19 protein-coding genes and 2 pseudogenes are annotated in these 17,176 nt (G+C 32.1%); 17 read left to right on the plus strand and 4 right to left on the minus strand.

The features are described 5' to 3' along the window. Positions 1-611, plus strand: a 611-nt coding sequence (locus CER22_RS18820) for a hypothetical protein (protein ID WP_088609349.1), incomplete at its 5' end; no start/stop codon positions are given. A gap of 297 nt (positions 612-908) precedes the next feature. On the opposite strand, the pseudogene CER22_RS18825 reads toward CER22_RS18820, so the two are convergent. Continuing rightward, a pseudogene (locus tag CER22_RS18825) lies at positions 909-1,373 on the minus strand (restriction endonuclease). A gap of 36 nt (positions 1,374-1,409) precedes the next feature. Next, entirely contained in the window at positions 1,410-1,610 is a 201-nt protein-coding gene (locus tag CER22_RS18830; protein ID WP_000445877.1) for a helix-turn-helix domain-containing protein, read from the minus strand. 139 nt (positions 1,611-1,749) lie between these two features. On the opposite strand from CER22_RS18830, the gene CER22_RS18840 reads away from it, so the two are divergent. From CER22_RS18840 to CER22_RS18875, 7 genes and pseudogenes are all read left to right on the plus strand, one after another. After that, a complete protein-coding gene (locus CER22_RS18840) occupies positions 1,750-2,052 on the plus strand; it encodes a hypothetical protein (protein ID WP_088122225.1) in 303 nt (100 codons plus the stop codon). Further along, positions 2,049-2,231 carry a hypothetical protein gene (locus tag CER22_RS18845; RefSeq protein WP_061674231.1) on the plus strand — a complete coding sequence of 61 codons (183 nt, stop codon included), beginning with the start codon at positions 2,049-2,051 and terminating at the stop codon, positions 2,229-2,231. Before CER22_RS18840 ends, CER22_RS18845 begins: the two co-directional genes overlap by 4 nt. Positions 2,232-2,436: 205 nt before the next feature. Further along, positions 2,437-2,706, plus strand: a pseudogene (locus tag CER22_RS18850) (thiaminase II); the annotation flags it as partial. 297 nt (positions 2,707-3,003) lie between these two features. After that, entirely contained in the window at positions 3,004-5,391 is a 2,388-nt protein-coding gene (locus CER22_RS18855) for an RNaseH domain-containing protein (RefSeq protein ID WP_142293509.1), read from the plus strand. Between the two features lie 209 nt (positions 5,392-5,600). Beyond that, on the plus strand, positions 5,601-6,374 hold the full coding sequence (locus CER22_RS18865; RefSeq protein WP_142293510.1) for a DUF3959 family protein: 774 nt from the start codon (positions 5,601-5,603) through the stop codon (positions 6,372-6,374). Between the two features lie 126 nt (positions 6,375-6,500). After that, the gene (locus CER22_RS18870) at positions 6,501-6,917 is read left to right on the plus strand and encodes a DUF3995 domain-containing protein (RefSeq protein WP_088063584.1); all 417 of its coding nucleotides are present in this window, start codon (positions 6,501-6,503) and stop codon (positions 6,915-6,917) included. Between the two features lie 139 nt (positions 6,918-7,056). After that, positions 7,057-7,260 carry a hypothetical protein gene (locus CER22_RS18875; protein WP_000878362.1) on the plus strand — a complete coding sequence of 68 codons (204 nt, stop codon included), beginning with the start codon at positions 7,057-7,059 and terminating at the stop codon, positions 7,258-7,260. Between the two features lie 247 nt (positions 7,261-7,507). Here CER22_RS18875 and CER22_RS18880 read toward each other — a convergent pair whose 3' ends face one another. Then, positions 7,508-7,720: a hypothetical protein gene (locus CER22_RS18880; RefSeq protein WP_048547123.1), complete on the minus strand. Its 213-nt coding sequence runs from the start codon at positions 7,718-7,720 to the stop codon at positions 7,508-7,510. Between the two features lie 231 nt (positions 7,721-7,951). Between CER22_RS18880 and CER22_RS18885 the strand changes: the two genes are divergently transcribed. From CER22_RS18885 to CER22_RS18915, 6 genes are all read left to right on the plus strand, one after another. Then, entirely contained in the window at positions 7,952-8,956 is a 1,005-nt protein-coding gene (locus tag CER22_RS18885; RefSeq protein ID WP_088063585.1) for a DUF1835 domain-containing protein, read from the plus strand. Between the two features lie 149 nt (positions 8,957-9,105). After that, complete coding sequence (locus CER22_RS18890) at positions 9,106-9,510, plus strand: hypothetical protein (protein WP_000282697.1); 405 nt, start codon at positions 9,106-9,108, stop codon at positions 9,508-9,510. A gap of 159 nt (positions 9,511-9,669) precedes the next feature. Then, positions 9,670-10,905 carry a cytochrome P450 family protein gene (locus tag CER22_RS18895; RefSeq protein WP_088609351.1) on the plus strand — a complete coding sequence of 412 codons (1,236 nt, stop codon included), beginning with the start codon at positions 9,670-9,672 and terminating at the stop codon, positions 10,903-10,905. 267 nt (positions 10,906-11,172) lie between these two features. After that, on the plus strand, positions 11,173-12,456 hold the full coding sequence (locus CER22_RS18905) for an MFS transporter (protein WP_088609352.1): 1,284 nt from the start codon (positions 11,173-11,175) through the stop codon (positions 12,454-12,456). Next, positions 12,446-13,075, plus strand: coding sequence for a Vat family streptogramin A O-acetyltransferase (locus CER22_RS18910; RefSeq protein ID WP_088609353.1), 630 nt, complete (start codon positions 12,446-12,448; stop codon positions 13,073-13,075). The genes CER22_RS18905 and CER22_RS18910 overlap by 11 nt, the downstream gene beginning before the upstream one ends. Positions 13,076-13,148: 73 nt before the next feature. Next, on the plus strand, positions 13,149-13,304 hold the full coding sequence (locus CER22_RS18915) for a DUF1540 domain-containing protein (RefSeq protein WP_000046089.1): 156 nt from the start codon (positions 13,149-13,151) through the stop codon (positions 13,302-13,304). Positions 13,305-13,406: 102 nt separating this feature from the next. On the opposite strand, the gene CER22_RS18920 is transcribed toward CER22_RS18915, so the two are convergent. Beyond that, a complete protein-coding gene (locus tag CER22_RS18920) occupies positions 13,407-13,904 on the minus strand; it encodes a PadR family transcriptional regulator (RefSeq protein ID WP_088063590.1) in 498 nt (165 codons plus the stop codon). Positions 13,905-14,044: 140 nt separating this feature from the next. On the opposite strand from CER22_RS18920, the gene CER22_RS18925 reads away from it, so the two are divergent. The 3 genes from CER22_RS18925 (at position 14,045) to CER22_RS18935 (ending at position 17,132) form a co-directional block, all read left to right on the plus strand. Then, positions 14,045-15,259 (plus strand): cytochrome P450, encoded by a 1,215-nt coding sequence (locus CER22_RS18925; RefSeq protein WP_088063591.1) that lies wholly within the window; start codon positions 14,045-14,047, stop codon positions 15,257-15,259. Positions 15,260-15,524: 265 nt separating this feature from the next. Next, positions 15,525-16,103 (plus strand): cysteine dioxygenase family protein, encoded by a 579-nt coding sequence (locus CER22_RS18930; RefSeq protein ID WP_088609354.1) that lies wholly within the window; start codon positions 15,525-15,527, stop codon positions 16,101-16,103. 177 nt (positions 16,104-16,280) lie between these two features. Beyond that, entirely contained in the window at positions 16,281-17,132 is an 852-nt protein-coding gene (locus tag CER22_RS18935; protein WP_088609355.1) for a Cof-type HAD-IIB family hydrolase, read from the plus strand. Positions 17,133-17,176 lie beyond the last annotated feature (44 nt).

A 17,176-nucleotide genomic window follows, 5' to 3' on the forward strand; every position in this document is an offset into this window, starting at 1 on the left:
TCAGATCTCAAGAAACACCTGATACCTCAACACAAACAATCAGACCTCAAGAAACACTTGATACCTCAACACAAACAATCAGATTTCAAGAAACACCTGATATCTCAACACAAACAATTAGACCTCAAGAAACACCTGATACCTCAACACAAACAATCAGATCCAAAAAAAACACTGGTATTTCTGCAAAATCATCAAAAAACCAAAAATCTTCTCGGGTTTTATTAAAATTAAGTGATACTTTTAATACTTCACTAACCTCCAAAAAATTTATACTATCGCAAGATAATTCGCAATTATTATTCAATCAAAAAGAATCTTATTACCAAATAGATACATCTAATAATATTGAAAAAATAAAAATTGAAATTAAAAAATTACTATATGATTATCAATTAATTAATTTATACATTGTATTATTTTTAGAAGGTATTCATATCAAAGGCTTTATACTGCATATTAGCGAAGAGCTAGTTACTATTATTGGACCCAACTTAAACGTAGAAAGTAATTCAGCTGATAACATTATAGAATCACCAAACAGAATTAACATAAAGATTGAAATGATTCAAGCGATTGGTGATGCGGAAACTCCTCTCAAGCTAAGATAAATTTGTATATCAATATGGATAGTAGTTATGTATCCATATTGATATACAGCTATCGTGGTAATATGAAATTAATACTTCTTCTTGAGTTTGCATTGAATGTATAAGTTCTCATTTAAGTTGTTTTTGTATATCTTCTGTAACTGTTGGCTTCGGATTTTTATTTAAATCGTTTAGTATTTCACAAATTCCTGCGAACTATTCCGACATACGTTGTGTACGGTAAGTATACATAAGTTCTGTTTAAAGCGTGAGTTAGTAACGAAAAACCACCGTTCAAAAGTATGGGACTTTATATTTTTATGAATTTAGCATGTCGATAAGTGAGTTGCCATCAATTAATTCAATGTTCTTATTTGCTGCATATTGTCTTGCGTTCTTATTGAAATGACTTAGTGTTACGAAATATCCTCCAACAGCATCAGCATCCACAATTGCGCTATGAAGCTTCTGAATAAAGGGTCTTCCAATGGAGTTTTTCGTATAGCGTTTTACCTCGACGAATTTCATTTTATTCTCTTAATAAAGAATGATGTCTTTGCCGCCATCGTTAGAGCCAGAAGTTACTTGAACTTTATAACCAAGAGAACGAAAGACATCAGCTACAAAATATTCAAATTCCCTCGGATCCATTACTTCTAAATTGCTACGAGTTGCACTTCTTTTGATTCGCTCGGTTCTAATTTCTTCAGGTGTTACGTGCGGACTTTTTGTTATTGCACCAATTAGAAAAACAATTACAAGCAATGCTATTGCCCAAATCATGCAATTCACCTCAGTATGAGTATGTCCAAATGATGATTATTCTATTTCTTCATCTTCAATCCAAATTTCTTCTAATTTCATTTCCAATACACGTGCAATGCGATAGGCGACAGGTAAGGTTGGAAGTCCACCTTTTATTAAATTAGTCATTGTGGATGTTGCAATCCCAACTTTTTTAGCAATAAAACTGTATTTAATTCCACGTGCATCCAAAATTTCTTTCAAACGACTTTCCATATCATCACCCTTTTTTAGTTGTCCTACGAATTTTTTCTCGAAGGACAGGCAAAATCCTCCTTTCTAGGTCATATACCTTTATCAAGACCATGAGGAATACCAAGTGGAATCAAGGACATCAAGAAGGGAGAGGACGCATATGCGTTGGCAATTCTCACATTTAAACGAAACGCCTTACCTATATCCATCGAAAGAGTTGAGAAATATGTATTGGGGTTCTAATGGCAAGAAAGAAACAAACGCAATTGTGGATCACATGGAAAGACATGAGGTTTTTAACAATCGTGAATATAAAGGCTATTACCGTTTATCGAACGATATTATGGATGATTTATATGAAGATAAGGATGAAGTGCTTGATTGGGGAGACGTCATTAATGAGTATCAACCGGTTATGATAGCGAAGGGATTACAACTCATTCGAAAAGAGGGATTCAAATGACAATCGTTGGTGAAGCGGTAGTAGTATGGACTGCAACAGGCTTGTCAGTGATTACGATGAAGGTTGCAGAAAAAATGGGGCAGAGTGTTCCACGTTGGCTTCCACGAATGACCATGTACACAACGCTCACAGGCTCGTTCTTGTATCTTCTACGTTATGTTCTTTTCGCGTTTCTATAGGGGAATACCAACGTGGAATTTCAGGACATTTACTGGTCGTTGGCATAAAGCGTGTACGGGAGTATTCCGAAAATAAGGGATATATACCCTAATAAAGGGTATATGGGGAGTGGAGAAAATGATTGAATTATTACTCGTTCCAGCTGCAGGTATAACAGTGGCATTATTCGGTGAAAAGTTCAAAAGTAAAAATGATGATAAGCGAAAAATTGATGAATGTTTAAAAGAGCGTCAGCCAGAAGAGCCAATTTAAAATGATTGGCTTTCTACTTGTGAATCTGATTGTTTCCGTACATTAGTTGAAGAGCAAATTACATGGTTAGATACTATCGTTGAAAAAGTGACAGAGTCTGACCGGAAGCGAATGAAACAGCATTTTCTTATTAGTAGTCAATATGAATATTCATTTTGGGAGATAGCTTATGCCTTAGAAAAATGGCCAGTGGATACAGAAGTAAAAGATGTAATAGGGTAAAGAAAAGAGGTATTGCTATACATATGTATGGTCAATACCTCTTTTCATACTCTTTTGTAAAATTATTGTAAATCTTAAATGCAATACGCAATTTATATTGTATAATCCTAATGTAATGTATTTAGTATATATAAGGAGGGCTATGTATGATAATTTCTTTTAACTTTTATAAGAGTCATTTCATTAATACGTTAATCGGATAAGTAGTATTTGTTATTCTTTTAAATAATTAGATTATGTGATAATACTTTAGTTTTTTTGTAATCAAGAAAAATGAAGAAAGGAAGTAATCATTCTATGGAAAAATTAAAGTTGTTAACATTTGAAAATATAGTAGAACCTCTTTTAAACGAAAGTGTATCATTTATATATTTTCCTATTGATTGGCTCGATATTGTAGAGATACATTATAAGACGTTTTTATTAACGAGTAAGTTGAAACGATTGAATGAAAGATTATATGATATGTTTTCTGATATATTGTTTATTCAGCATAATCCATATGTATTAAATGAAAATACACCATGGATTGTATCCAAAGAACCTATTAGAAAAGAACAACTTGATTATATTTTCCAAAGTTGGTATGAGGTGATTCATGATTGGAAACCTAATAAATTAATAGAATTGCCAAAATATGAATGGCATTACGATTTAATTTCTAATTTAACAGTACTACATGATAATGAAATATATTCTAAGTGGGTGCCCGCTTTAATTTCACATATTTTTTGTGAACAACCTGTACGATTAGAGAATATCAACGAAGAAGATATATATTTTTCTCCTCTTAGATCACAAAATATTTGTGAGGCAATGTCAGAGCCTATTAAAGATGAAAAAACTCAAGATTATTTCGCCTATGTATATCGGTTTGAATGTATCACGCGCGGAGGCGAAAATATTCCGTTATTAAATGTTTCAATAGGAATTCGGAGGTTTTATCAAGAATATAACCATCCAGATATTCCTTTGCTTTTGAGAAGAAAACGAGGCATGATTTTAATTTCTACTCCAGAATTTGCATCGAATAATAAAAAAGTTCGGTTTGTAAAACTAAAAGTACAGCAAGCTACAAACGGTATAAAGTGGATAAAGATATTTAGAAATTTAAAAGATGATTTTCATATAGGAGGAGAAGTTGAATTAGAGCATATCCTTCAATATCCGAAAGATTATATGCTAGGAGAAAATCTTAGGGTGTTACTTCCATACAATGAGAGAATATATAAAGTTCAAGGTACTAAAATAAAACCTGGTATAAAAGTAAAGGAAAGAGAGTATTTATTTAAAGGGTTTCAGCAAAAATTCACTGATTTCACATTACTACCAGAATGTAAGAAACTAGCAACAAATAATGAAAATGAATTATTCCCTTTAATTGCACCAAAAGGATTAGAGACTATAACGTTAGAAATATGGTCTGAAAAAATATCGTTGGAAGTTGAACAAGCGTTATTTGAAAGTGAAATTTTGTTAGCTCAAATCGGTGAGTCGTTATATGTATTAAATGCAGATTCTCCAGTATTGTTAAAAATAGTAAGATATAATATTGAAAAAGTATTACAAAATCCATATAAAATGCAATATTGCCAGAAATACAAAACAAATTTAGTAGAGGATGTTATGAAAGCGGTTTATGCTACTGCAGGTGAGCGCAATGATGCGACATTGGCGTTAATCACAATGGAAAATTGTGATGGGCGTGAAAAAATTGATCCAAAGCAAATCGTTAGAGAAGGGTTTGCACGAACTAACCGTATTTCAGCATTTATTAATTTATTTATTGGCCAAAGTGTATCTCGTACAACAATTATTAATTGTATCCTTAGTTTATTAGAACAAAAAGGATTTTTGAAACGTAGTTGGAATAAAATAAATTTACCTTGTACATATGTTAATTTATCAATTGAGCGAATCTCGAAATTTGATTTCTTACCTATTTTTTCACAAATAAAAGGAAAAGAAATTTCATATAAACTATACGGGAATACAGATTGGCAAACGATTGATCATTTGTTATTAAATGTAAATAAACACAACACCTTTTTACCACAACCTTCAAAAAGAAATGATATGGGAATTCAATTTAAACAATTTGTTTCTGAAACATTAACAGAAATTTTACAACATGCAAAAGAGGAAAATGAGCAAGTATATTTTATTATTGATGCGAATTTAAGAAAATATTGGATAAAAGAGTTACAAAATAAAAAAATTGATATAGATATTTTACCGGAGATTGTTCCTGATGCGCTAAAGGTCCCTAATTTAAACATTATAAGAATAAATACATCTTTTGATACACCAAAATACGGTGTGATAGAACGTGATGATGCTCCTAAAGGTACAAGTTTATATGTAGATCAAAAAGGGATGTATTATAGCACTGGCGAATATACGCTAAATGGTAGTGAAACATTGCAGCGATACATACTTGAAATATTAACGCTAGGTGTAAAACCTGTAGAAAGGAATTATATCGCTAAAATGGTACACTATATGTGCTGTAATTCAAGTATGCTTCAGGAAAAAAATATACATATGCCGTATTCTATGCATATGGCGAAAGTAATAAAGAGCTATATGACTGATATAGATGCAAGAGAGTTTAAAGAGTTTGATGATGAATTGGATGTAGATATAATGAAAATAGAAAAGAAAGATTCAATTATTTTGCTTTAAATAATAGTAGACAAATCCTGCTCGTTATATTGATCAGGATTTGTCATTTTTTCATGTAAATAAGGATATCCTTTGTCATGTATCTTTTCTTTTATGTATTTACTTTATTTACATACAGGATTAAGATATTTTTTAGAAATACAAAATCTACATCATATGGAAAAGCAATATGAATTGATTCAAAAGAAATTTGAAAGGAATGAGGAATTGTGAAGAAATTAGATGTGTTATTAATGCTATTAAGCGGCCTCTTTCCAGTTGCAGGAATTATGAAGCAAATCCCACTAGAACAATCTTTATATATCGGAGGCCTTTTATTTTTTACTAGTTTCGGTAGCTATTTTGCGAAAAAAATATATTCACGTATATGTAGTTGGATAGCGTATGCGCCATTTATAACACTGCTGTTAGTCATTTGGCATCAAGATATTTCAACAAGTTCAATAATAGGGAATGCGAAAATCGCCGCTTGTATCGCTTTAATTCCATGTTTATTCCGTTTTCGTACATATGGACTTACTTTCGGTTTATTCTCATTATGGGCCGCTTTACTTTGGGATATTAAAGAAGTACAGTCGTTAGTCATACTTGAACGTATGTCGAGTTTAATGACAAGTCATTACTTATATCTTCTACTGTTAGTTGGAGGACTTATATTAGGTGGATTACTTGCGATGTTATTACATCGTAAAGAGCAGGATGATAATAAAGAAAATATAAATCTATTTCAACAAAAAAAGAAGCGCAAAAAATTATCATTTAAGATTCCACTTCCTAGATTACCGAAATTAAAGATCAAATTATTTAAGTTTGGTGGAAAAGTATCAAAACGAAATACGCCAGAAAAAATACGTGAGCATAATTACGAAGAACCAGCTCAAGCTGCAACATATGAAATGACAGAGCAAATAGATCCATATAAAGAAGGTATTGCTCAAGGACAAACGAGGATGGAACGTCGTAGAAATAGGTATAATGCATAAGATATTTGAGTAACCCTTTAATGATTTATCATTGAAGGGTTTTTTATGTAATTATATAGATTGCTAATGAGGAATTTATAGCATACCCTAAAGTTAAGGACTTAAATAAAATAATGGGAGGACAAAATGCTTATTATTACATATATTTCTGTCTGTATATTATTTTTAGTTAGCTTTTTACATGTTTACTGGGCTTTCGGAGGTAAGTGGGCGACAAATAGTGTCATTCCAACAAAATCTGGAGAAAAGGCGTTTATACCAGGTGTAGGAATGACATTGTTCATTGCTTTATTATTAAGTATGGCGGCAATAATTTTATTACAACAAACAAATGTTGTTCATTTCGAAGTTCCTAATATTATCGTTCAATTGGGCTCCTGGATTTGTATGATTGTTTTTTTTATAAGAGTAATTGGTGAGTTTCATTATTTTGGCATCTTTAAGCGAAAAAAAGATACGTATTTTGCTAAAATGGATACTGTTTTATATATACCACTTTGTGCATTTTTATCTTTAGCATTCTTACTAGCAATTATAACGTGAACATAAAATAGTAACTGCTTTTTCTAAAATAAATAAACGTGAATTGGCAAGGAGTAAAAGTGAGAAATCTAGTAGTAAATAAAAAGGATGTAAGCGTCTTCTTATCGAAATATAGATTATTATGAAAGGCGGTGACACTATGAAGTATGTTAAAGTCTGTATGAATGGCGGAAGTGAACACAAATTCTCGATGACTTTAGATCGGTTTGAAGAACTTATTACTACAGAGAATGGACTATTAGAAAATAAATTAGTTAGTATTGAAAATGTAATGATTAATCCTACTAATATATCTTCTGTAGTTGAAAAAATTGGTGTACCGGCTAAGTTTATGGAAGCTTAAAAATCGGTACATAAAAAACATCCATAGGGATGTTTTTTATGTGTAAATATAATAATTATACAATTAATAAATGAGCAGAATTTTTAGCAATACGTATACATTTGATGTTTAATAGATGCACAATAAAATAAGTACAAGCATATATTATATTGTAGGACAAGACCTTCGTGTCCTACTTAATACTCAGAAAAAACCTCTATCACATGAGAGCATCCGATTGCAGGGTGCTCTTTTTTTATCCGGCTCTTTAACTTTCAATTTTAAACATATCTTTGATGCTCATAAATATTAAAAATAAAATAATAGCAAAAATTAAGTTAGATAAATAGAAATCTTGATGAAATAGTAATTCAAAGATGACATCGAAAACATATAATAAGGCGATAGTAGGTAATATACAAATAAATATAAATCTCCAATTTTTCAAATAATGTTTATAAGTAGTAATCGCTTTCTCCATACATATAGCTCCTATATTTTTTTATTTTCTATATAAGTATACATTTAAATAAAAGGATTTACAAAAGAATATTTAGTAATTAAGAATTGTAGGAGAGATTTTTTTTGAAAATGTGGATAGCTGTAGCAATTTGAATAATAAATGCTTTTACTTTAAAAAAACTTTAAAAGAATGATACTAAAATGATACACTATAATATACGTTATTTATGAAATGAATAGAGGGATTTGTATGATAGATAAAATCAAAAATGTTGTAGAGGATATGTACGAAGATGAAGCAAAACATTTACTTCAAAGTATTCTTATTCAGTTGAATTTATTAGAAGAAAACTATAGTGAAGATGCAATTAAAAATTTGATGGATATTCCTAAGCAACTAACGAGTAATACATCATATATAAGAAATGTAAAAGAAAGCTCACACGTACATATTGCGTTTGATGATTCAACAGCTGGATGTTTAAAATATATGTTTAGTCAAGAAGAACAATTGGAAGAGAGGGTTGTCGCTTTTTCTGAATTCTTTTCAATTGGGCCGATAAACAAGCTACATATGAATGAGGGACAACTTGCAAGACAGAAATGGTTAGTAAACAATTTAACTGCTTATGATAATTATTTTGAAGAAGAGTATTTACCAAGGTTTTTAGAAACTATGGAAGAACTACACACTATTCCTATTGAAACACCTATTACAATTTGGAAAGCTAATAACGCACATGAACATGTAGGTCTATGTTTTGTAATGGCGCAATTAAAAGATAAGAAAAACATTCGCGTTATTAATACGTCTGAAGCAAGTAAAGAAATATTAAAAAAAGAGTATGCTATTCGTGGAACTGGAGAGTTAGCACCTGAAAGTTTAGCTCTAATTCAAAAAAGTTTTGTAGAATTGCCATATTTAACTGTAGAGAAACGTATGCAGTTTGAACATGAGTGGGATAGTCTATCGAAAAGTACGGAATTTTTAAGAGTTTGGACAGACAATGAAGTGCGTTCTGTACAAGAAGATTATTTTGATCAATTTATTATTGAATGTGCGAAAAGTATAGGTGCTGATCGAGAATTCCTAAAAGCCCCTAGGGTAATTGGTGAAGCACTTGGTCATGTAGAGCAGTTAGTTGGCGATACGTTTTTAGAATATCGCTTAAAGGAATTAATTAAACAAGAAGTATTTGAATTTGAAGGTTCGTTAGATGAAATGCGTTTTTATAGTGTGAAATTAAGAAAATAATACATCTATTCCGATTATGAAGAAGCTCGTATTTTTAAAATACGAGCTTTATTTTTTTGTTGAATTTAGGCTATACATAAGCTTCCTATAGGAGGCAAATCACATATGAATGTTAAAGGTACTGAATGAAAAGTAGGTGATTTGTTAATATGTATAACCAGCAAAATTATCCATATGATCAAGGGATGTATTATAATCCACAAAACTACGGGTATGAACCTGTAAATGAAGTGAGAGATATGGAACAAGAAGATTATAGACCAGATGATGCGGAAGATGCTCCAACGTCACCACCACCATCACAAGCTCCATCGTTACCATCCACATTTGCTTCGCCAGCACAACCAGGAAATATGAAATCATGGATGTGTAACTGTCTAGGAAGATGGGGATTTTTACGTTTACATCGTCCAGGACCTTTCGGGAGAGACTTATGGTTCTTTCCGACTGAAGTGAGAAGAAACGGAGTATCAGGTTACACTTGGCAAGGTGGTCGTCGTCGTAAAGTAAGTTATCGCTATCAACAAATTAGTAATTTCATGTGCTTCGCATAAAGAAAAGTGAGAGAGTAGAAAGATCTTACTCTCTCACTTTTTTATTTTTCAATATATGAAGTAAGATTTTGATTAAAAATTTACAATTTTCACGTTTTTATTAGAGTATAATGCATATGTTGGTTGGTTTTTAAAAACAAATGAGAGTGAGGGAATACAATGTCAATGAAAAATAAAGTTGGGCAAAGAATAGAAGATGGCATTAATTTGGCTTCAGCGCAGTTTAAAGAAGATGCATATGAAATTTATAAAGAATCGCGAAAAATGCAACCTATATTATTTGTAAATGAAGTTGAAATCGGTAAAGAATGGCTCATTACAAGATATGAAGATGCATTGCCACTTCTAAAAGATAATCGCTTAAAAAAAGATGCGGCAAATGTGTTTCCTCAAGATACAACGAACATGTATCTTTCCGTTGACAATAGTGATCATTTAACAACGCACATGTTAAATTCAGATCCACCTAATCACAGTCGTTTACGATCTTTAGTTCAAAAAGCTTTTACACCGAAGATGATTACACAATTAGACGGAAGAATTCAGAGAATAGCGGATGATTTAATAAGAGAGATAGAGCGAAAAGGTACATTAAATCTAGTGGATGATTATTCATTCCCCTTACCAATCATTGTGATTAGTGAGATGCTTGGTATTCCAAAAGAAGATCAAGCGAAATTTAGAATTTGGTCTCATGCTGTCATTGCATCGCCAGAAACACCTGAAGAAATAAAGGAAACCGAAAAACAACTATCTGAGTTTATTACATATCTTCAATATATAGTTGATATAAAACGAAAAGATCCAAAAGAAGATTTGGTTAGTGCGCTAATACTTGCAGAAAATGAAGGGCATAAACTTAGTGCTCCAGAGCTATATTCAATGATAATGTTATTAATCGTAGCAGGGCATGAGACAACAGTGAATTTAATTACGAATACGGTATTAGCACTTCTTGAAAATCCAAATCAATTACAGTTATTAAAAGATAATCCAAAATTAATTGATTCTGCAATTGAAGAAGGATTGCGTTATTATTCTCCAGTTGAGGTTACAACTGCAAGATGGGCAGCTGAGCCTTTTCAAATTCACGAACAAACAATCCAAAAAGGGGATATGGTTGTCATTGCATTAGCTTCGGCAAACCGCGATGAAACAATATTTGAAAACCCAGATGTATTCGATATTACTCGGGAGAATAATCGTCACATTGCATTTGGGCATGGTAGCCATTTCTGCTTAGGCGCTCCGCTTGCTAGGTTGGAAGCAAAGATTGCTATTACTACTTTGTTTAATCGAATGCCTGCTTTGCAATTAAAAGGAAATCGTGAAGATATTAAATGGCAAGGTAATTATTTAATGCGTTCTTTAGAGGAATTACCATTAACATTCTAGAATATTTATTTTAAGACATGCATACATCGAAAATGCTTTACATAGAGTATGTATGTGTTATTTAAATTCGAAACGGAAGGGTGAACACATCCCAATGATCAACTAATTCTATTTGTAAGAGATCTTCGTTAAAAAACGAAATATTCTTCTGAATAGGGTTAGTCTGTACATTTATAGAAAAGGGATGTATTTCGCTCTGCGAATATATAGTCTTTTTATATGATTTGTGCTGCCTCCTGTTCAGAACACGAAATAGGAGGCCTTTTTATGTCGACAAATGTAGTAACGAAACAAAATAATGGGGTATCACAAGTATTGAAAAATAGATTTGTACAGGGAATTTTAGCTTCAGCATTATTTTTACAAATTGGAATATGGGTTCGAAACTTTGCCGTATTACTGTATGTAATGGAAATGACGAAAGGTGATGCTTTTGCTATTTCAATGATTTCAGTTGCTGAATTTGCGCCTATTTTTATTTTCTCATTCATTGGTGGAACTTTTGCTGATAGGTGGAAGCCGAAGAGGACAATGATATGGTGTGAGACGTTAAGTTCTATTTCAGTATTCGCTGTATTAATTACACTAATGTTTGGAACGTGGAAAATCGTGTTTTTTGTCACGCTTATTTCTGCAATCCTTTCGCAGTTTTCTCAACCATCAGGGATGAAATTGTTTAAACAGCATTTATCAACGGAACAAATTCAATTAGCGATGTCTATATATCAAACAATATTTGCGATTTTTATGGTGTTAGGACCGATTCTTGGAACATTTATCTTTCATAGTTTTGGAATTTATATTTCAATTATCATAACAGGTATCGCTTTTTTACTGGCAGCTGCTGTGTTGTTATTTCTTCCGAAAGATCTTGAGAATGATAATGAGAAGAAAGAAATCACGCTACTACAGGAGATGCTGGATGGTATTAAATATGTGAAAAAGAAAAAAGCATTAACTTTGCTTGGGCTTTGTTTTATGGCAGCAGGACTAGGTATAGGATTGATTCAGCCATTAGGTATATTTATTGTGACTGAGCAGTTAGGGTTATCAAAAGAGAGTTTGCAATGGTTACTAACAGTAAATGGCGCGGGTATGATTGTTGGCGGAGCTTTAGCGATGGTATTTGCGAAAAACGTAGCTCCGCAAAAGATGTTAATTGTAGGGATGCTCGGTCAGGCGATCTGCATTGGTATTATAGGTTATTCAACGAATTTATGGGTGACACTTACAGCACAACTTTTTAGTGGGTTAGCTCTTCCATGTATCCAAATAGGTATTAATACGCTCATTATTCAAAATAGCGATACTGATTTTATCGGTCGTGTAAATGGCATTTTAAGTCCACTATTTACCGGTTCAATGGTAGTAACAATGAGTGTAGCCGGTTCATTAAAAGAGGTGTTCTCATTAAGTACGATGTATGAGGGAACAGCTTTACTATTTATAATTGGATTATTATTTATTTTACCTATATACAATTTAAAGCCAGTAATAGCGGTAGAAAGTGAAATAAATGGTAAGGGAAGTGCTGTACAACATGAATCCTAATCCAAATGTTAAATATCCTATTGAAGGAAATCAAAATGTCCATTTTATAAAAAATACAATAACGAAAGCTAATATACTTGTTGGTGACTATTCTTATTATGATGCGAAAGATGGAGAAACATTTGAAGATCGAGTATTACATCATTATGAATTTCTTGGAGATCATCTTACTATTGGAAAGTTTTGTTGTATTGCAAATGGAGTTACCTTTATTATGAACGGAGCGAATCATCGGATGGATGGATTTTCGGCATATCCATTTAATATATTTGGAAATGGGTGGGAGAAGTATACACCTAATTTGTCTGATTTACCTTACAAAGGGGATACAGTTATAGGAAATGATGTATGGATTGGTATGGATGCAACGATTATGCCTGGAATAAAAATAGGAGATGGTGCAATCATTGCAGCTAAATCTGTTGTGACTAGAGACGTCGCACCATATACAGTTGTTGGCGGAAACCCTGCAAATAAAATAAAGGAACGATTTACAAATACAATAGTAGAAGAGTTATTGCAAATTCAATGGTGGCATTTTGACATTGAAAAAATAACAGAAAATATAGATGCTATTGTACAAGGAAATATTGAACCATTAAGAAAGCTAATAAGGTAATAAAAAATGCATGACAAAGAGTATCATACCTCCGAATTTTGTTAATGATAATAGAACAAGGAGGTGTGATACTATGGCACAAGACGTTTTATGTGAAGTAAACAACTGTAAATTTTGGGCTAACGGCAATAAATGTAGTGCAGATGCAATTTATGTAGTAAGTCATAAAGGGAAACATGCATCAACTACGGAAGAAACAGATTGCAAAACTTTCGATCCAGAAGTATAAATTTTTTGAAGGGTAGCCAAATCGTGGTTGCCCTTTTATTAATTATAGTATTGATAATAAATCTCATTTTCATTCATTATTTTTAACTTTTCTTGTTAATTTTTATATTTTCTTCATAAGTGATGTAATCCAGAGTAATTCGTGTTCTATACGTGATTTACTAAATTCAATAACTTCTGTAATAAAAGATGAGCTAACATCTAAAGATTGAATAGCAGTAAGCTGTTTATGTAGTACGTCTTGGCGTATTGTTAAAATTTCTTTTCTACCTTCGTAATCAAGTTTTTCAAATAGAGCGATACGTACAAGGAACTCAGCGTTATTTGTCGCAATTTTTTCAGGAAACTCTCTTAACATCTCTGAAAAAATTTCTTCACCTGTTTCAGTTATATCGTACATATTTCGGTTTGGCTTTCCGACTTGTTTATGTATTTTTTTCGTTATAGCACCCATATTTTCGAAGCGCCGAAGAGCGGGATAAAGTGTGTTATGATTTAATTCGAAATTCTCACCTAACCGGTTTTGAACATTTTTCTTTATTTCATATCCATGTTTTGGTCCAGTTGTTAATTCTGCTAATAGTAAAATGTCAACGTACATAAAAATCCCCCTTATATATTTCTCAAGTTCTCCAATAAAAAATCTCCTTTAGTATATGTTAAAATAACATATGTTAGATTATACAACTTTGAACTACCGACCTATCACTTTTATTGTAAAAGAAAAGGGAGGAAAGAACTATGGCTTCGCCGGAAAATGTGATTTTAGTTCATGAAATTTCAAAGCTGAAAACAAAAGAAGAATTGTGGAATCCGTATGAGTGGTATCAATTTATGAGGGATAATCACCCTGTACATTACGATGAAGAGCAAGATGTATGGAATGTTTTTTTATACGATGATGTAAATCGAGTTTTATCGGATTATCGCTTATTTTCAAGTAGAAGGGAGCGAAGACAATTCGCAATCCCTCCTTTAGAAACTAGGATAAATATAAACTCTACGGATCCACCAGAACATCGCAATGTACGTTCTATCGTTTCTAAAGCATTTACTCCAAGAAGTTTAGAACAATGGAAACCCCGAATACAGGCAATCGCAAATGAACTTATAGAACATATCGAAAAATATAGTGAGGTTAATATTGTTGAAGAGTTTGCTGCACCTTTACCTGTTACCGTCATATCCGATTTATTAGGAGTGCCAACAACGGACCGTAAAAAAATTAAAGCATGGTCTGATATATTATTTATGCCGTATAGTAAAGAAAAGTTTAGTGATCTGGATGCGGAAAAGGGTATAGCACTAAATGAATTTAAAGCATATCTTCTACCGATTGTTCAGGGAAAGAGGTACCATTTAACCGATGATATTATTTCGGATTTAATACGAGCTGAATATGAAGGCGAAAGATTAACAGATGAAGAAATTGTTACTTTTTCTTTAGGTTTATTAGCGGCAGGCAATGAAACAACTACTAATTTAATTATTAATAGCTTTTATTGCTTTTTAGTGGATTCACCTGGAACATATAAAGAATTAAGAGAAGAACCTAAATTAATTTCAAAGGCAATTGAGGAAGTATTGCGCTATCGCTTTCCCGTTACATTAGCTAGGAGGATTACAGAGGATACAAATATATTTGGGCCTTTTATGAAAAAGGATCAAATGATTGTTGCGTGGGTAAGTGCAGCAAATTTAGATGAGAAAAAGTTTTCGCAAGCCTCTAAATTTAATATACACCGAATAGGAAATGAAAAGCATTTAACATTTGGTAAAGGTGCACACTTTTGCTTAGGAGCACCACTTGCACGTTTAGAAGCTGAGATTGCATTAAGAACTTTCATAAATGCTTTTGAAAAAATAGAGTTATCTCCATTGTTCAATTTAGAAAAATGTCTATTGGAAAATGAACAAACGTTAAATTACTTACCTATTCTTTTGAATAATAGGTAAATCGATCAGCAAGGTACAAATTTACTGTACCTTGTTTTTTTATCCCGCTTTAATGGGCAGTAAGACCCCCACCTCAAAATTCAGCGAAAGTAAAGAATTTAGGTGGGGGATCAACTGCCCATAAAAGTCCGATTGGTTCAACTAATAATCAGTTGGGGATGAACAAAATCCCCACTGATTAAAGTTTCACTTTATTTCTCAATTGTAAAATTTTAGTTAGTTATTTAGTATGGAGGTGTGTGAAAAAGAATGGAGGAGGACGCTTATGTTAACGTGTAATGGAAGTAAAACGTTTCAAACATTTATTAAAGCTGTAACGGATTTAATGGATAGTAATTTATTAGAAGGTCAAATTGTTTGTGCGATTGAAAAATTACTAGAAGAACTTTTAGAAAAGAAAACATGGCTTCCGTTAGAAAAACAGAAGGCGAATTCGGCTCAATACGCACGACATTTGTTATATGAAGATCCTTTTAATCGTTTTGAAGTATTAGCTCTTGTATGGAAAGATGGACAATCTACACCTTTACATGATCATGATGGTACATGGGGAGTAGAAGGCGTTTTTACAGGGAGGATAATGGTGCAAAACTTTATACAAACGAAGCAGTTTGAAAATTCACTTGTTTATTTAACACATACAGGAAATCTTTATTTGGGAGAAGGAGAAACAGATAAAGTCATTCCACCAGCTGATTGTCATATTCTTGAAATAGCTAAAAATGAAAGCGTTGTCACTATTCATATTTACGGAAAACGTTTAGAAAAGTTTAAAGTATATGTCCCAACTGAAGAAAAGAATGTGTACATGTGTGAGACGAAATATATTAGTTATAGTTCATAGTATAAAATCAAAAACTTTTCTTTAAAAAGAAAAGTTTTTGATTTTATTATTAATTATTTCTTGACCTGAAACGCTTTTCATAAATTATAAATAAGGAGTACTTCACGAGATCAGTATGAAAACGATACCTTTTGTTTATAATGAACTCGTGTATTTATAGAAAGTGGTGAAGAAATAATGAAATTAATCGCAATTGATTTAGATGGAACTCTTCTTTCAGGGAATAAAATGATTAGTAAAGAGAATGCAGAAGCAATTCAAAAATGTCAGGAAGCGGGTCATGTTGTAGCAATTTGTACAGGACGTTCTATCGTCGACATTGAAAGATTGTTGTTAGAAGTTAATTTAGAGTGTCCAATTATTGCGGAAAATGGTGCGCTTATATATAAAGATAAAAAAATGATGAAGAGATATCCAATTCAAAATATGCAAGCACTTGAAATTGTAGAATATCTTGAAGAGAATGGCTTATATTATCAGCTTTATACTGATAAAGGTGTGTATGTACCGGATTATGGAGTAGAGAGTGTACGTAATGAAATTGAGTATGTGAAGAGTTCAAAAGAAAATTTCGACTTGAAAGAATTAGAAACGATCGCAGCTTTATACCTTGAGCATACAGCGTTTCATAGTGCAGAAAGTTGTAAACCGATTGTAGAAACTGATATACATGTGCATAAGCTTTTACCATTTTCTTATGACATAGAAAAATTAAAAAAGTTAAAAGCAGCGTTTCTGCATAATACTGATTTAGCAATTACATCTTCATATTGGCATAATTTAGAAATTAATCATCGAGATGCTCAAAAAGGAAATGGATTATATACTTTAGCAGAACATCTAAATATTCCAGTTGAAAATACTGTAGCGATAGGTGATGGGCTAAACGATGTATCCATGATGGAAAAAGCGAACATATCAATTGCAATGGGGAACGCAGTCGAAGAAATAAAAGCAATGTGTAAATACGAAACTTTATCAAATGAAGAACACGGTGTTGCACATGCTTTATATAAATATGTAATGTAATATAAAAAGAAAAAAAGAATCCAAATGGATTCTTTTTTTCTTTT

It is taken from the genome of Bacillus sp. K2I17 (genome assembly GCF_002209985.1).
GTDB classification, from domain to species: domain Bacteria; phylum Bacillota; class Bacilli; order Bacillales; family Bacillaceae_G; genus Bacillus_A; species Bacillus_A wiedmannii.

Coding starts and splice junctions, on each gene's coding strand:
- CER22_RS18830 (WP_000445877.1), bottom strand. CDS start 1,610: ATGGAAAGTCGTTTGAAAGAAATTTTGGATGCACGTGGAATTAAATAC.
- CER22_RS18840 (WP_088122225.1), top strand. CDS start 1,750: ATGCGTTGGCAATTCTCACATTTAAACGAAACGCCTTACCTATATCCA.
- CER22_RS18845 (WP_061674231.1), top strand. CDS start 2,049: ATGACAATCGTTGGTGAAGCGGTAGTAGTATGGACTGCAACAGGCTTG.
- CER22_RS18855 (WP_142293509.1), top strand. CDS start 3,004: ATGGAAAAATTAAAGTTGTTAACATTTGAAAATATAGTAGAACCTCTT.
- CER22_RS18870 (WP_088063584.1), top strand. CDS start 6,501: ATGCTTATTATTACATATATTTCTGTCTGTATATTATTTTTAGTTAGC.
- CER22_RS18875 (WP_000878362.1), top strand. CDS start 7,057: ATGAAGTATGTTAAAGTCTGTATGAATGGCGGAAGTGAACACAAATTC.
- CER22_RS18880 (WP_048547123.1), bottom strand. CDS start 7,720: ATGGAGAAAGCGATTACTACTTATAAACATTATTTGAAAAATTGGAGA.
- CER22_RS18885 (WP_088063585.1), top strand. CDS start 7,952: ATGATAGATAAAATCAAAAATGTTGTAGAGGATATGTACGAAGATGAA.
- CER22_RS18890 (WP_000282697.1), top strand. CDS start 9,106: ATGTATAACCAGCAAAATTATCCATATGATCAAGGGATGTATTATAAT.
- CER22_RS18895 (WP_088609351.1), top strand. CDS start 9,670: ATGTCAATGAAAAATAAAGTTGGGCAAAGAATAGAAGATGGCATTAAT.
- CER22_RS18905 (WP_088609352.1), top strand. CDS start 11,173: ATGTCGACAAATGTAGTAACGAAACAAAATAATGGGGTATCACAAGTA.
- CER22_RS18910 (WP_088609353.1), top strand. CDS start 12,446: ATGAATCCTAATCCAAATGTTAAATATCCTATTGAAGGAAATCAAAAT.
- CER22_RS18915 (WP_000046089.1), top strand. CDS start 13,149: ATGGCACAAGACGTTTTATGTGAAGTAAACAACTGTAAATTTTGGGCT.
- CER22_RS18920 (WP_088063590.1), bottom strand. CDS start 13,904: ATGTACGTTGACATTTTACTATTAGCAGAATTAACAACTGGACCAAAA.
- CER22_RS18925 (WP_088063591.1), top strand. CDS start 14,045: ATGGCTTCGCCGGAAAATGTGATTTTAGTTCATGAAATTTCAAAGCTG.
- CER22_RS18930 (WP_088609354.1), top strand. CDS start 15,525: ATGTTAACGTGTAATGGAAGTAAAACGTTTCAAACATTTATTAAAGCT.
- CER22_RS18935 (WP_088609355.1), top strand. CDS start 16,281: ATGAAATTAATCGCAATTGATTTAGATGGAACTCTTCTTTCAGGGAAT.